General features: G+C 43.2%; 14 protein-coding genes. 8 read left to right on the forward strand and 6 right to left on the reverse strand.

The features are described from left to right. Position 1: 1 nt before the first annotated feature. Together AACT52_RS07635 and hsdR are read left to right on the forward strand one after the other, a co-directional pair. Entirely contained in the window at positions 2–337 is a 336-nt protein-coding gene (locus AACT52_RS07635; protein ID WP_083630214.1) for a PDDEXK nuclease domain-containing protein, read from the forward strand. Continuing rightward, positions 334–2,688, forward strand: coding sequence for an EcoAI/FtnUII family type I restriction enzme subunit R (gene hsdR / locus AACT52_RS07640; protein ID WP_073629986.1), 2,355 nt, complete (start codon positions 334–336; stop codon positions 2,686–2,688). The genes AACT52_RS07635 and hsdR overlap by 4 nt, the downstream gene beginning before the upstream one ends. A gap of 198 nt (positions 2,689–2,886) precedes the next feature. On the opposite strand, the gene AACT52_RS07645 is transcribed toward hsdR, so the two are convergent. After that, positions 2,887–3,144, reverse strand: coding sequence for a helix-turn-helix domain-containing protein (locus AACT52_RS07645; RefSeq protein ID WP_073629988.1), 258 nt, complete (start codon positions 3,142–3,144; stop codon positions 2,887–2,889). Positions 3,145–3,390: 246 nt separating this feature from the next. On the opposite strand from AACT52_RS07645, the gene AACT52_RS07650 reads away from it, so the two are divergent. Beyond that, a complete protein-coding gene (locus AACT52_RS07650) occupies positions 3,391–3,696 on the forward strand; it encodes a hypothetical protein (RefSeq protein ID WP_233153869.1) in 306 nt (101 codons plus the stop codon). A 75-nt stretch (positions 3,697–3,771) separates the two neighbouring features. Here the strand turns inward: AACT52_RS07650 and AACT52_RS07655 are convergent, their stop codons facing one another. From AACT52_RS07655 to AACT52_RS07665, 3 genes are all read right to left on the reverse strand, one after another. Continuing rightward, entirely contained in the window at positions 3,772–4,299 is a 528-nt protein-coding gene (locus tag AACT52_RS07655) for a TniQ family protein (RefSeq protein ID WP_073629990.1), read from the reverse strand. Continuing rightward, positions 4,299–5,135, reverse strand: coding sequence for a TniB family NTP-binding protein (locus AACT52_RS07660; RefSeq protein WP_073629992.1), 837 nt, complete (start codon positions 5,133–5,135; stop codon positions 4,299–4,301). The genes AACT52_RS07655 and AACT52_RS07660 overlap by 1 nt, the downstream gene beginning before the upstream one ends. Before the next feature lie 62 nt (positions 5,136–5,197). Continuing rightward, the gene (locus AACT52_RS07665) at positions 5,198–6,937 is read right to left on the reverse strand and encodes a Mu transposase C-terminal domain-containing protein (protein ID WP_073629994.1); all 1,740 of its coding nucleotides are present in this window, start codon (positions 6,935–6,937) and stop codon (positions 5,198–5,200) included. A gap of 744 nt (positions 6,938–7,681) precedes the next feature. On the opposite strand from AACT52_RS07665, the gene AACT52_RS07670 reads away from it, so the two are divergent. After that, on the forward strand, positions 7,682–9,025 hold the full coding sequence (locus AACT52_RS07670) for a restriction endonuclease subunit S (RefSeq protein WP_073629996.1): 1,344 nt from the start codon (positions 7,682–7,684) through the stop codon (positions 9,023–9,025). 5 nt (positions 9,026–9,030) lie between these two features. Here the strand turns inward: AACT52_RS07670 and AACT52_RS07675 are convergent, their stop codons facing one another. Together AACT52_RS07675 and AACT52_RS07680 are read right to left on the reverse strand one after the other, a co-directional pair. Further along, positions 9,031–9,405: a type II toxin-antitoxin system RelE/ParE family toxin gene (locus tag AACT52_RS07675; protein WP_339374971.1), complete on the reverse strand. Its 375-nt coding sequence runs from the start codon at positions 9,403–9,405 to the stop codon at positions 9,031–9,033. Continuing rightward, the gene (locus AACT52_RS07680) at positions 9,351–9,608 is read right to left on the reverse strand and encodes a type II toxin-antitoxin system ParD family antitoxin (protein WP_073630000.1); all 258 of its coding nucleotides are present in this window, start codon (positions 9,606–9,608) and stop codon (positions 9,351–9,353) included. The genes AACT52_RS07675 and AACT52_RS07680 overlap by 55 nt, the downstream gene beginning before the upstream one ends. A gap of 2 nt (positions 9,609–9,610) precedes the next feature. Here AACT52_RS07680 and AACT52_RS07685 point away from each other — a divergent pair, with 2 nt between their 5' ends. The 4 genes from AACT52_RS07685 to AACT52_RS07700 all read left to right on the forward strand — a co-directional run bounded on the left by AACT52_RS07685 (position 9,611) and on the right by AACT52_RS07700 (position 14,169). Beyond that, positions 9,611–9,832: a hypothetical protein gene (locus AACT52_RS07685; RefSeq protein WP_073630002.1), complete on the forward strand. Its 222-nt coding sequence runs from the start codon at positions 9,611–9,613 to the stop codon at positions 9,830–9,832. A gap of 68 nt (positions 9,833–9,900) precedes the next feature. Beyond that, positions 9,901–10,056, forward strand: a complete 156-nt coding sequence (locus AACT52_RS07690; RefSeq protein WP_158054580.1) for a hypothetical protein — start codon at positions 9,901–9,903, stop codon at positions 10,054–10,056. 220 nt (positions 10,057–10,276) lie between these two features. Further along, complete coding sequence (locus AACT52_RS07695; protein ID WP_073630004.1) at positions 10,277–13,474, forward strand: type I restriction endonuclease subunit R; 3,198 nt, start codon at positions 10,277–10,279, stop codon at positions 13,472–13,474. After that, the gene (locus AACT52_RS07700; protein ID WP_073630006.1) at positions 13,471–14,169 is read left to right on the forward strand and encodes a M48 family metallopeptidase; all 699 of its coding nucleotides are present in this window, start codon (positions 13,471–13,473) and stop codon (positions 14,167–14,169) included. Before AACT52_RS07695 ends, AACT52_RS07700 begins: the two co-directional genes overlap by 4 nt. Positions 14,170–14,756: the final 587 nt, after the last annotated feature.

The raw sequence follows: 14,756 nt of genomic DNA on the forward strand, positions 1-14,756 counted from the left end.
AATGCGTAAGTCGTATAACCGTAAACTCAAACGCCTCTTCGCCATCGACCTCAAACTAGGTAACTTCCGTCACAAATACAAAAGACAAATGGAACTTTACCTGCCTTGGTTTGCCAAATACTATCAGGAGAGTGACGAACAGCCACCACAGGGAATCATCTTATGTACAGGTAACAAACAATCTTCAGATCGAATTGCTATAACTAGACAAAACTTGATCCACGTTGCCGAATTCTTCACCGTATTACCACTTAAAGAGTTGTTACAGGCTAAACTACAAGAAGCGATCGCGATCGCCCGCCGCCGACTGCCATATTCCAAAGACGAGCCATCATGAACGAAGCCGAAACTCGCGCTGAACTAATCGACCCCGCACTCAAAGCCGCAGGCTGGGGCATCATCGAAGGTAGTCGCATCCGCCGCGAAGTTATCGCCCCTGGTCGCTTGGTTGGCAATGGTAAACGTGCCCAATCAGACATCGCCGATTACGTGTTGGTCTATCGCGGCGAAAAACTCGCGGTCATCGAAGCTAAAAAACGCGACCTGCCCGATACCGAAGGTTTAGGACAAGCCAAAAAATACGCCGAAAAATTGCAGACTCGATTCGCTTACTCCACAAATGGCGATCGCATCTATCAAGTAGATATGCACACAGGTGCGGAAGGCTACATCAACCAATACCCCACCCCGGATCAACTGTGGTCAGCCACCTTTAGCGAAGATAATGAGTGGCGGGATCTCTTTGCTGCTATTCCCTTTGAAGACAAAAGCGGTACATGGGAAGCCCGTTATTATCAACACAATGCCATTAAGCACGTCCTAGAAGCGATCTGCCAAGGAAAAAACCGGATTCTGTTAACGATGGCAACTGGCACGGGTAAAACCTTCATCGCTTTCCAACTCGCCTGGAAACTCTTTCAAAGCCGTTGGAACCTCAGCCGACAACCCACCCGTCGCCCGCGAATTTTGTTTCTAGCAGATCGCAATATCTTAGCCAACCAAGCCTATAACTCTTTCTCTGCCTTCCCCGATGATTCCCTCGTCCGCATCGACCCCGAAGCTATCAAAAAACGGGGTCGAGTCCCCAAAAATGGCAGTATCTTTTTTACCATTTTCCAGACTTTTATGACCGGACGGGACGACGCTGGCAATCCTACGCCCAAATTCAGCGACTATCCCCCCGACTTCTTTGACTTCATCATCATTGATGAATGTCACCGAGGCGGAGCCAGTGACGAAAGCACCTGGCGCAGTATTTTAGAATACTTTTCGCCAGCAGTACAACTTGGACTCACTGCTACTCCTAAACGAGAAAACAACGCAGACACCTACGCCTACTTCGGTAACCCCGTCTACACCTATGCCCTCAAAGACGGCATTAATGATGGTTTCCTCACCCCCTTCAAAGTTAGGCAGATCGATACTACCCTTGATGAATACATCTACAGCGCCGAAGACCAACTCATTGAAGGTACGGTAGAAAAAGAGAGAATTTACACCGAAGCCGACTTCAACCGCATCATCGAAATTACCGAGCGCGAACGCTACCGGGTGCAACTGTTCATGGAAGAAATCAACCAGAATCAAAAAACTCTGGTATTCTGCGCCAACCAAGACCATGCTCTGGCTGTGCGGGATTTAATCAACCAAATGAAGATTAGCAGTAACCCTAATTACTGTGTCCGCGTCACCGCCGATGATGGGAAACTCGGTGAACAGCACCTCAGCACCTTTCAAGACAACGAGAAAACTATCCCCACCATTCTCACTACCTCCCAAAAGCTCTCCACTGGGGTTGATGCTCGGAACGTTCGCAACATTGTGCTGATGCGCCCAATCAACTCAATGATTGAATTTAAGCAGATTATTGGTCGCGGTACTCGCCTATTTGATGGGAAAGACTACTTCACGATCTATGATTTTGTCAAAGCCTACGAACACTTCAACGATCCGCAATGGGACGGCGAACCCCAAGAACCTGTACTGGTCAAAATTTCAAAGGGGCGGCAGGAATCAGGTAAATACAATGTCTCCACAACAGATACTGGTAAAGATAAAGGCAAAAATAGAAATGAAAGTACAGAAGTTCCCCGCCCCAAAACAATCAAAATCAAACTCGCTGATGGTAAAGAACGCACCCTCCAGCACCGGATGTCTACCAGCTTCTGGAGCCCAGACGGTAAACCCATGAGCGCCGCAGAATTTGTGGAACGTCTCTTTGGTGAAATTCCTGAACTATTCACAGATGAAGACGAATTAAGAGCAATCTGGAGCCGTCCTGACACCCGTAAAGCCCTATTAGAAGGACTGGCTGAGAAGGGCTACGGGGAGGAACAACTCACAGAAATTAGCCGCCTGATTGATGCCGAGAAAAGCGATTTATATGATGTGCTGGCTTATATCGCCTATGCCTCTCCACCCATGAGCCGCAGAGAGCGCGTCCTCGCTCACAAGTCCTTAATCTTCTCGCAGTATATAGGCAAACAGCAAGAATTTCTCGACTTTGTACTAGAGCAATACATCAACGCCGGGGTAGGAGAACTCGATCGCACTAAATTACCTCAACTGTTAGAGTTGAAATATCATACCGTTCGTGATGCTGTGGAAGAACTAGGGAGCGTTGCGAATATCAGTGAAGTATTTATCGGGTTTCAGCAGTATTTGTATTCACAGGATAGAGCAGCTTAATTGGGTAGATCACTACAATTAAGCACCCCAGTTAGAAGATTAACTCAAAGCTACATAACCATAGCTAAAAATGGCGATCGCCTATCAAAATACTTCAAAGCGTATTAATCTATACGTATAAATTAAAACTTACTCCTTACGTTCTATCTTTAACAGTTTTTTGCAGCTGGCTATTCTAGTGATATAGCAACATAGACTCTACGAAACTACATTAACAATAGAACTTTCTTTACTATCATCAGGCACATATTCCAAAAGCTCCCCAGGTTGACAATTCAATGCTATGCAAATGCCGTTTAAACGTTCTGGCGTTAGTCGGGGCATTTCATCAACTTTACGCAGCCTGTACACCGAATTTTCAGTTATTCCTAGCACCTCAGCCAAATCCTTGTTCCTCACTCGCGATCGCGCCATCACTTCATTTAATTTCCAGCGAATCACTTTATCCATAGGCATATTACTACATCCCCAGTTTAGTGGCTGCTAGGCGTAGATATCTCTACTTGTCACTATTTTAGCCTAAACGTAGATTTGTCCACATTTCAAGGTTATAAATCTACGCTTGACGTATTTCTACATGAGGCGTAGATTATTGAATAGACAAAAAAGGCGATCGCCCTCCGTCCAAAGATTGCGATCGCCTCTCTGAGGCGGCTCCTTTGGAGCATCGCCTTCTGTTAAACCCCATCAACGAGGTTCTTAATGATGATTGTACAAGATGAATTTGATAACCAAAGCTCAGCTGAATCAGAGCTTGAGGATTACATTGAGCAGCTAAGTGAAAAAGTAGCACCAGAAATCGAAATCGATTCAGTACCAGATGAATTAGGAGAACTATATCGAGTTTGGAACAGCTATCATCTGCTGGGAACTTTTTATCAGAATCTTGAAGGCAAATGGGTAGCACAACCCTGTAATAGAGATGAAAGAGCTTGTTGCGACACGCCTGAGTTAGCACAGCTTTTCATCATTGCTGTCAACGGGTTACTGGTGGCAGATGTAGCGTAACCACTAGCATCAATTATTTTTCCATCGCCTGGAGACGTGCTTAAATTCACGTCTCTTTCTTGTTTGGTGTTTTTGTCAATAGCGCTTCTGACGCCTTGCCATTTTTGCAAAAGGTAAAAAACAATGCGGACATTCTCCTTGCACCCAATCTGCGGGAATCGGGAAGGGTGTTTCACAGTTGGTGCATTTTGTGAGTAAGCCTAATTGATGGCGAGCATCCTTCGGATGAGCTTCGCTAACGCACTTAAGTTTGTCCTTAAACTGCCACTCGACACGGTGACAGGGTGACTCCTGATAACAAGCACCACACAATCGAATAGGTCTTGGTTTCATCGTCACACCTTTTGGTGGTAGCATCTCGATTAATCTGTCAACTTTAACTTCCACCACAGCAGCCAACGCTTCTAACTCCTGCGGTGTCGGAAATGGATTCAAATAAAACTTCTCCCAACGTGAAATAACTGCGCCAATTCCCGTTAATTTACCTAATTGAGTTGCAGTTAAATAATTTTCCCGACGAAAACGACCCAAAAAATGGCTTAAGCTTTCTCCTTCGAGCGGCTCTACTTGAAAAAATCGTGGTTGTTCCGCAGGTATTTCCATTACTCAAACCACTCCAAAACCTCATCCAAAGTAGCCTTATCAATGTTTTTCAAACCTTTTCTCAAGGATAAAATTGCAGCCCTTCTTAATACCCTATCTACCAAACCAATTTTGCCACTTGTTTTTTGATATAGCGGCTTTAAAGTTTCACTTTTTATTAAATTCGATGGCACAGGTAAACATAAAACTTCATCTTCCCAAATTTGTACAAATTCAGGAAATTTATTTTCTGATACTAATGGTAATTTATAACATTCTATAAATCTATCGTGAATATATCGCTCTTTTTTAATGAGATTATCCAGACCATCTGTCCCCACAAGAACAATTGAAATTTTCAATAAATCATAAATGCGAGCAATTTCACTAAAAGTATTTAACTTCAGAAAATTTGCTTCGTCGATCACCAGCATTTCAACTCTGGACTCCTTTAAAAGCCTTAACACTCGTCGTCTCAGGTCTGTAAGTTTCCCTGAAGTGGCATCATATTTCAAACTTTCAAGTATTAAAGTTAGCAACTCCCCAGCCGAACAATCTCCAGGTGCTTGCATATACAAGACGGGTACAATATCGCGTTTTCCTGTTCTTTTCTGCGGCTTATTTAGGAGTTTATAAACATCACAAGTCACCGACTTACCTGCTCGTGGTGGTGCAACAATTCGACCGCATTGTTTAGAGAGTCGTAAACTGTCTAACCAGTCATGAATTTTTTGGATATGCTCAAGTTCGACAACACTAGGAGTAATTAGCCGTTCAATTATCGGCAGTAATTCTTCCGGTATCGGGTCATCTCCCCATAAATTCTGCACCCACTTCCGCAAATAATCTTCTGCCATAATCAGTGGTTTCTCAAATATAAAATGCGTTCAAAATCGATAAACCAAAAACATCAATCAGATTAATCATCGTAGTCTTTGCGAAGTTGCTCGTAGTCAAATACTCTGGGGCGACGCTTTTGAGGTTGAGGTATTTCTTCTACAGTTTCTACTGGCTCCTTAGTTTGAAACGATTTGACAGAATGCACCTGAGCTTGTTCTTCTTTCTTGCGTTGCTTGTGACTCTTTTTCTTTTGCTTAATAAAAGTGTCTCTATCCTGCACTTCTGCTAAAATTGATTTATTACTTAATTGCTTGCCTGCATTCCGGATTTTCCGACTTGCAGCTTTTGTCTCCTCTAAGGAAATCTGCTCAGTTTCTAAGTCAATCGCATGAGCTTGAGACAGTAGCACTTCCTTGCCCGAATCTTGGCGGTACACGAACACAGTTGATATGTCTCTAGGGTCATATCGCAGCAACACACTTTCTCCTGCATAAGCTGATAAATAATCTCCCCGATACATAATGTTTTCAAAGCTTACATATCCGCCTTTGTAGATACTGCGGCGGGTCTTTTTCATCAGGCAGATATCCAACTCTCGCTCATTGACCAAATTCGGCAGTGCAGGTAATCCCGCTTCCCAGCGTTGAAACCTGGTTTGGTTTCCACTACGAGCATCAATTCGCTGATTGTAGTTATCAACGATGTAACGCACTATTAATAGATGTAATTCTCGCAGAGTAATACAAGCTTCCTCTTCTGCTCCTTCTGGACGCTTTTGTACATTTGAATCTAGATAACCGTAAAATCCTGACAAAAAACTGGTGTTGATAGTCCCAAATCCACGTTCTTCAATTCCACCTTCTGGTGGGCGATCGCGTAAATGGCACTCAAAACCAAGTTGAAAACCAATTTGCTTCAAATGCTCGGAGCGAAAATCTTTACCACCATCAGTAAATAGGTTTTCTGGAACCCCGTAAGTTCCCCACTCGCAATGAAGTTTATATTCCGAACTATACTGCTTGCGTAACATCGCATGACGCATAGCTAAGGCGACTACCAGAGAACTAGGTGCATCAAAACCTAAATGGATGCCCATAATGCAGCGCGAATAGCTATCTGTAATTTTTGTCAACCAAGGACGTGCCAAAGTTTCACCGTACTGGTCAACTAGCATGACATCCAATTTTGTATGGTCGCACTGCCAAACATGGTTACTATGATGTACATCGAGCGTCTGACCATCACGAGTTTGATGGGAAACTCTCGATCCACGCCAACCAATATTTCTTACCTTCTGCTTCTGCTCTTTACGTTCAATAATCGGGTTAAGAACGCGATAAACCGTCATGTGGCAGGGATATTTCTCTAAACCTAGCTGTCCGGCTCTAACCTGAACTCGAATTGCGACTTGGGCAGGTGTCATTTTTCTACCGCCCTTGTTACCTTCTTTATAAGTTTTGACGATAAAATCTTGCCAATCATCATCAATCCGATACCCACCTTTGTCAGAACGTTCGACTTCAGTAACGCCTGATAACCCCTGTTCTTGATATTTTTTGACGAGTCGCTGTACCGTCCGAACCGTCTTGCCAAGTTTTTCTGCGGCTTGCTTTAATTTAATTCCGTAGGTTTTGCGATCGCACGGCTCAATAAGACTTTGCAGTACCTGCATTCTCAGCTTGGCTTCCTCTGAGAGTTCAGTAACAATTACATTGCTTTGTTTTGTATCCTCACTCTCGGAAATTTCATCAACCTCATCCGAACCGTCGTACAAAACTAAAGATTCATCAACCTCGTTGGAGTTTAGCGTTTCACCCATAAACAAACTTCATCGCTTGAAACTAGTTGGTTAGCCAATACGGTACAGCAAGTCTAAGAGCGAAAAAGCAAAGTATACAGCCTCAACTCACATCAACCTTTAACGCAATATGAGGAATGACTTTGCAAGTAGAGAGAAATAAGAAGACTTGAGTACAACTATGTTTGTAAGCTGACGCGCATCTAAATGTAATATTTTGCAGCCTAAAGTCCTTGCTGCAAGGCTTTTGGGCAAAAAAATTAAATGCGTAACACCTTATTCGTACATAATTACTATTACCTAGTAAATATACTACTACTTTATTCCAAAAAGCGACACGTAATTTTAGATTTTTTACTCACTTCCAAAAGACGACACTTATTTTGTTATGAGCCGTTAAAAACTTTGGAAAGAGATTTTTTGAAAAAACGACACTTATTTTGTTATATTTACAAATTACGACGTTTAATTAGTTAAATATTTAGGAATGCTAAATAGAAATCAAAAAGGCTATAATCCTTGCTTAGTAACGATTATAGCCTTTACGTTTTGAGCGACATTAATTTGTTAAGACGACATTTAATTAGTTATTCGACAACTATTTATGGTGCAGTAACAACGGGGGATATTTGGAAGTTTTTGAAGTTAGAAGGCTGTGATGTGTTTATTGATTTGAATAATTATTATATTAAGGAGATCAATAAGATTTTGGGTATTTTATCTCAAGGTGTTCAGATTTGAGGGAGTTTTTGCAGGGGTTGGGGTATGCGTGAGGTTTTGGTGAAAGCTGAGGAGTTTAAGGATTCCCCTTTGGGGAAGATTCCAAAGGATTGGAAAGTTTATACCCTTGAGGAGTGTGTTCGTCCCGATGCACAAATTACTTACGGAATTGTTCAAGCTGGTCCTCATGTCGAGGATGGTGTCCCATACATTCGTACTGGAGATATGGCAGGAGACAGATTGAGCATTGAGGGACTGTTGCGAACTTCCCCGCAAATAGCTGCATCATATCGTCGTTCTACCGTCAAAACTGGTGAAATCGTATGCGCGATTCGAGCGACTGTTGGTAAGGTTTTAGAGGTTCCGCCAGAACTGGACGGTGCCAACCTAACACAAGGAACTGCTCGGATAGCTCCTTGCGAAGGAATTAACAGTCGTTTCCTTCTGTGGGCGCTACGCTCAACTTATGCACAGCGAGAGTTTAATTTAGCAGTAAAAGGAACAACATTTTCAGAAATCACACTGGAGAATCTAAGAAAGATAAATATTGCCCTTGCTGCAAGCCGAAACGAACAAGACAAAATTGCAGAAATTTTGGACACGGTGGATGATGCGATCGCCCGCACGTCCTCCCTCATTACAAAACTTAAACAAATCAAAGCTGGACTCCTGCACGACTTGCTCACACGCGGGTTAGATGAGAATGGACATTTGAGAGATCCACAAGCGCATCCTGAACAGTTCAAAGATTCGCCACTGGGAAGAATTCCGAAAGATTGGGAGGTTTTCAAAATTGAGTCATTACTCAATGGGCGACCAAAGAATGGATATAGCCCAAAGGAAGTTAATGAATGGACTGGCACATTAATGCTTGGGCTTAGTTGTCTCACCGAGGAAGGCTTTGAACCGCTTCAGTTGAAAAATGCACCGAGGAATGACCTAAAAGTTCACACTACTCTACTATGTGATGGTGATTTTCTATTAAGCAGATCCAATACTCGTGAGCGAGTTGCACTAACTGGAATTTATCAAAATATAGGCGTACCCTGCATCTATCCAGACTTAATGATGCGTCTAAGCATTAACGAGAAGACCTCTAGCCGCTTTCTGGAGCTACTATTGCGCCATTCTCCCGTCAGAAGACAGCTTACAGGTAATGCTCAGGGAACTTCTGGCAGTATGGTGAAAATCAGTTCTCAAACGGTAATTGAGACATTGGTAGCACTCCCAAATTCTACAGAACAAGCGAGGATTATTGAGTGCATCAACACCTACGACACCCGCATCCGTAAAGAAGAAGCCTACCTTAACAAGCTCAAACTTCAGAAACAAGGACTCATGCACGACTTATTAACTGGAAAAGTGCGAGTCAAGAATACCAAAAATTAGACTCATCACTCTTGCTCTTCCTCAAAAATAGCGGGGATATCTCGCGCTGCATGAACTACCCGCACTACCTCAATAGACTCATCGTCATATCGATAGAAAATCAAATATTTTTTAAAATCTTTCACTGCCCACTTACGCAACCCGACCAGACGAGGGTTTATAATCTGGAAGGCGCTACCCATACCAGGAGTTTTTGCTAATTGCGAAAACGTCAACCGTGCTGAGTCAAAAAATTGCAGTGCAGCATCAAAATTATCTTGGGCAATGTAAGCAAAGTGCTCATCAATATCTTGGCTTGCCCTTGGCGTAATAATAATGCGTCGCGTCATTTCTTTTGCTGGCGGAACCGTTGCATCATTTGAGCGCGTTTTTGTTCCCACCACTCATCTGTCACTTCAATGGGTTCACCACTTTCCAAACCCTCCAACAACATCGCCTCTAACTTCTCTTGCTCTGCTTTCTTTTGGGCTTGGCGAAGCAGATCGCGGATGTACTCACTCGCAGTGCTGTAGCCACCTTTTGCAACCTGCTGATCAATAAAAGCTCGCATCGAATCTGGTAAAGAGATGTTGAGTGTGGTCATTGATGGTTTACCTCTTATACTTTAACAGTTACCAGTTACCAGTTATCAGTTATCAGTTTCATCCGCAGGGTTTAAGTCCCCCACTAAGAGCACCGAAAGCGTTGGTGGCGGGTTTAAATCCCCCACCAGCCCGCTGGCGTCACTGGTCACTGTTCACTGTTTTAATATCTATATATTGGCAAAAATTGGCAATTTATGCCAACAATGCAAATGGTAATTCCTAAACTATTCAAACCTGAACATATAGTGGTTTGCATTTAAGTGCAATACATCAAGAAATAAAGAACCACAGATGAACAACGGACACTTGCTTCAACGGGGGGAACCCCCGCAACGCAGTGTCCTCCAGATGGACACAGATAAATCTGTACTTCATTCAAACGAGAAGCGCTATATTCGTAAAGCTTGGCAGCGCTTGCATGAGCAAAACTGGCTGACTTTGAGGTAAATGTTATAACAGCATTTGAATCAAGTTACTCCCTTCCCGGTGCAAGATTACCTATCTTTTCCTTGGCGTTCTTGGCGTCTTGGCGGTTCGTTAATAAGTAATCTACCTTACGGGAACGCCTAGCGGCGAACGAGCGTGAAAGGACTAAGAGGGTGAGCGATCGCTCTTCGCCTAACTATATCGCTATCAAATGCTGTGACTTTCCTCAAAAACTGCCACCATGTCTAAACAAACTCCTGAGTATATTCATGTAGAACTGCCCACTATTCAACAACTCAGTGAGATGGGTTGGCAGCATATCGAAGGTCATCAGTTCGACTTGCGAGTCACCGAACGCGAAAACTTCAAGCAAGTTCTGCTCATCCAACGCTTGAAAACCGTCATCAAACGCATCAACCTAGATGACAATGGTAATCCTTGGCTCGATGATACCCAAGTCAACGCAGTGGTGAGTCAACTTGAGCGTTTAGCAGCACCAAGACTCATGGAAGCAAATAAAGCTGCTACAGAATTACTGCTTTCTGGCACTACCATTTTAGGAAAAGACGGCAAACAGCACACCGTCCACTATATTGATTTTGAGCATCCTGAAAATAACGACTTTCTGGCAATCAATCAATACCGAGTAGATCCCCTTTGGATAACAGGCGATCGCGGTTTTATCGTTCCTGATATTGTGCTATTGGTCAACGGTATCCCCCTGGTTGTGATTGAATGCAAAAGTCCCAAGTTAGATAATCCCATCACCGCAGCAATTAATGACCTATTGCAATACTCGAACCAACGCAATAGCACTCAACCAGAAGGCGCAGAAAAACTATTTCATTACAACCTGCTAATGATAGCCGCTTCTAGGGGACGGGCGGTAGCTGGTGCAGTGGGTGCAAACCATGAGTATTACGTTGAGTGGAAGGATACCATACCCCGTTCCAAGGCTGAAATAGCCGCAGAGTTAGGCGTTTCCGAACTAAATACCCGACAAATGCTGATCGCCGGAATGCTCAAACCTGCGAACCTCCTCGATATCCTGCGGAACTTTACCTTATATGAAACCAGTGGCGGACGCACAATTAAAATTGTCCCTCGTTACCAACAATATCGAGCAGTCCAAGAAGCAATTGATCGACTGCTACACAATCAAACCCGTTTGCAACACGGTACAGATGACCAACGCGGTGGTATTATCTGGCATACTCAAGGTGCTGGCAAAAGCCTAACAATGGTTTACCTGATTCGGAAAATCCGCACGATTCCGGAATTACGCCGCTTTAAAATAGTCGTCGTGACTGATCGCACCGACTTAGAAAAGCAACTTTCCGATACTGCTGTTCTGACAGGCGAACCGTTGCAGATAGCGAAAAAAGTCAAAAAGCTAGAACAATACCTGCAACAACCAGGTGCAGGGTTAGTTTTCGGGATGATTCAGAAATTCAAAGGCGGCGAAGATTCCGAAGAAGAGGAACAGCCGGAAAAAATGCCAAAAAGCCTCAACCTTTCCGAAGATATCCTAGTACTCATTGACGAAGCGCACCGTTCCCACGCCAGCACTCTCCACACCAATTTACTCGAAGCCTTACCCAACTGCGTCCGTATTGGCTTTACTGGTACTCCCATCGTCAAATCTGCCAAAAAAACCACCAAACAAATTTTTGGTTCGTTTATCGATCAGTACAACATCCGTCAGTCCCAAGAAGACGGTGTTACCTTACCCATTCTCTACGAAGGTTTAGAAGCAAGGGGCGCAGTCACCCAAGGGGACGATTTAGATAAACTTTTTGAAATCATCTTTGCAGACAAAACCCCAGAAGAACAGGCGCATTCTAAAGCGAGATACGCTACCAAAACCCAAGTTGCTGAAGCACGCGAACTCATTAAAGCCAAAGCAAAAAATATGCTGCGCCACTATATACAGCGTATCCTACCCGGAGGCTTTAAGGCGCAAGTCGTCGCCCCTACCCGTCGCGCTGCTGTCCGCTACTACGATGCGTTTGTCGAAGCACAGCGGGAACTGGTGCAACAACTAGAAACTCGTGCCCCCATTCTGCGAAGTCTGGACCCAGAAGCTTTAGAATCTATTGATAATGAAGAAACGCGCTTTTTAGCCCAAGCACTTTCTTATTTGGAAACCATCCGCCGCTTACAATTTGGCGTTATCATCTCTGCGGACAAAAACGACGACCCCAGTTGGGAAGAGTGGACGAATAAAAGTAAGCAAGAAGCACGCATTGAACGCTTCAAAAAACCCCTAGTAAATTCTGACTCCACAAAACAGGATGGTCTAGCTTTCTTAATTGTCAAAAGTATGTTACTGGTTGGTTTTAACGCCCCAAATGAACAAGTTTTATATTTAGACCGGGAGATGAAAGAATATGAATTGTTGCAGGCGATCGCCCGTGTGAACCGCGTTTATAACGACACGAAAAAATATGGCTTAGTCGTCGATTACTACGGTGTCAACCTTGCAGAAGCTTTAGCAATCTACGAAGAAGTCGATACAGAATCAGCCTGGTTTGATATTGCGGACGAAATACCAAAATTACGCGATCGCCATCAGCGAGTTATCAATTTATTTACTCAAAACGGCTGCAAAATAGACAACGTAGATGCTTGTGTAGACTTACTCAGAGATGAACGCCTGAGAGTAGAATTCAACGAATTCTTGAAAGACTTCATCGATACCCTTGATACAATTCTGCCACGACCAGAAGCACGTCATCCCTATAATTTTGTTAAGGATGCTAAAAAACTCGGTTTCATTAAAAAATCTGTTGCAGACCTCTATCGAGATGAAAAACTTAACATAGTCACAGCCAAAGAGAAGGTGAGAGCATTAATTGACCAATATATTGAAGCACAGGGAATTGACCTGAAAGTTCCACGAATTGATATTCTGTCCCTAGACTTCAAAACCCACGTTCAACGCCATCGTTCAACTAAAGCGCAAGCCGCAGAAATGGAATTTGCTGCTCGTCATCACATTAGCGTACATTACGATGAAGACCCAGTTTATTACAAAAAATTAAGCGATAAATTAACAGAGATTCTCGAATCTTTTGCCGATAATTGGCAAGAAAAAGTGAATGTCTTGTGGCAATATATCCAAGAAATTCAAGCAGGTCGTTCTACAGATGAAACCGGACTCGACCCGAAAACTCAACTTCCATTTCTCAATATTTTAGCCGAACATTCCACCAAAGAATTAACCCAACTTGCCCAAGCCACACAAGAAATTGTCGAACACATCCGCCAAGATATTCGTCGAGTCAATTGGGACAGTCTTGTCAGTCAAGAAGACTTGCGAAAGTGGATAGCAGGTTACTTGGATGATAATGATGTCGTGAGTTACGACGAATTAGAAATAGTAGCAGATAAACTTGTGCAACTAGCTCGCCGAAATCGTGATAGTTTAATTGTATGACAACAATCACCTTTGGCGACCTCAGTTTTGAATTACGCCACAGTGCAAAACGTCGTACCGTAGGTATTACCGTCGAACGTGACGGTCAATTAATCATAGCTTCACCTCCAGAAGTGCCAATAGAAACTCTGGAGAAGATAGTCAATGAAAAACGCTACTGGATTTACAGCAAACTGTTAAAAAAAGAGTCATTCAATCCACCAGTAGGTGTTAAAGAATACGTTTGCGGTGAGAGATTTTACTACTTAGGACGCAGCTATCGCCTCAAATTAGTAGATAGGGTGAAAGGACAACCGCCACTCAAGTTTTACCAAAGCCGTTTTGAATTACACCGCGAAGAACAGCTACGGGGAAGAGAATGTTTTGTGAAATGGTATGGCGATCGCCTCTATCCAATTTTAAACACACATATTACTGTTTTTGTCAACCGTATTGGAGCTTTTCCCCGCTCAGTTCAGGTACGCGAGTTAGGCTACCGTTGGGGTTCATGCGGACACAAGGGGGATTTATATTTTCACTGGCGAGTGGCGATGCTGCCGCGAACCATGATTGAATATGTGGTGGTTCACGAGTTGGTGCATCTGATTGAACCGCATCATACTAATGCGTTTTGGGACAAAGTGGAGCGGATTGTGCCGGATTACCTTGAGCGCAAGCGGTGGTTAGCTGAGCATGGGGCGAGTTATGACCTATGACCCTGCATTTGAATTCTCTGCGAGGGAAATCATCCTCTACTTGTGAATTTTGATATTGTCGCAGAGGTGGCGAGCGATCGCCAGATCCATCTTTGATAGTTAAAAGCCACGCTGGAATAAATCAGAATTTATTTGTCAATTATAACAAAATAAAAAAAATATGAAACTATCAGATGATACATAAATTTTAATTACATAAGTTTAAGATAGCTAACAGTGGTAAACAGCCCAGGGGAAGAATTTACCACAAAAATGCAAATTTATTGGGCATGGGGCTGCGATTGAATCAGGTTTTTACTGAAAACCTGTGTCTATTTCATTATGTCATGATTGACCATCTGAGCCTCAAAATAGGTGTGGAATCATTGCGCGTGTTTATTGTGTGTCAGATTGCTCAAAATCCAGCCTATTAATACAGTAGGTTTCAATTAAACACTGTCCACAGCGGCTTACAGAAAAAGTTATTCTGTTACAACTTGACAGACATGAAATGTTGTAGAAGTTGCACTTTATTTAGACTGATAAACTTCAGTATAAACAGTATTCGCTGAATACATGATTTGCTGTCTTCAAATAGCAAATGGTTC

This window comes from Scytonema sp. HK-05, from assembly GCF_963872035.1.
GTDB lineage: Bacteria > Cyanobacteriota > Cyanobacteriia > Cyanobacteriales > Nostocaceae > Kalymmatonema.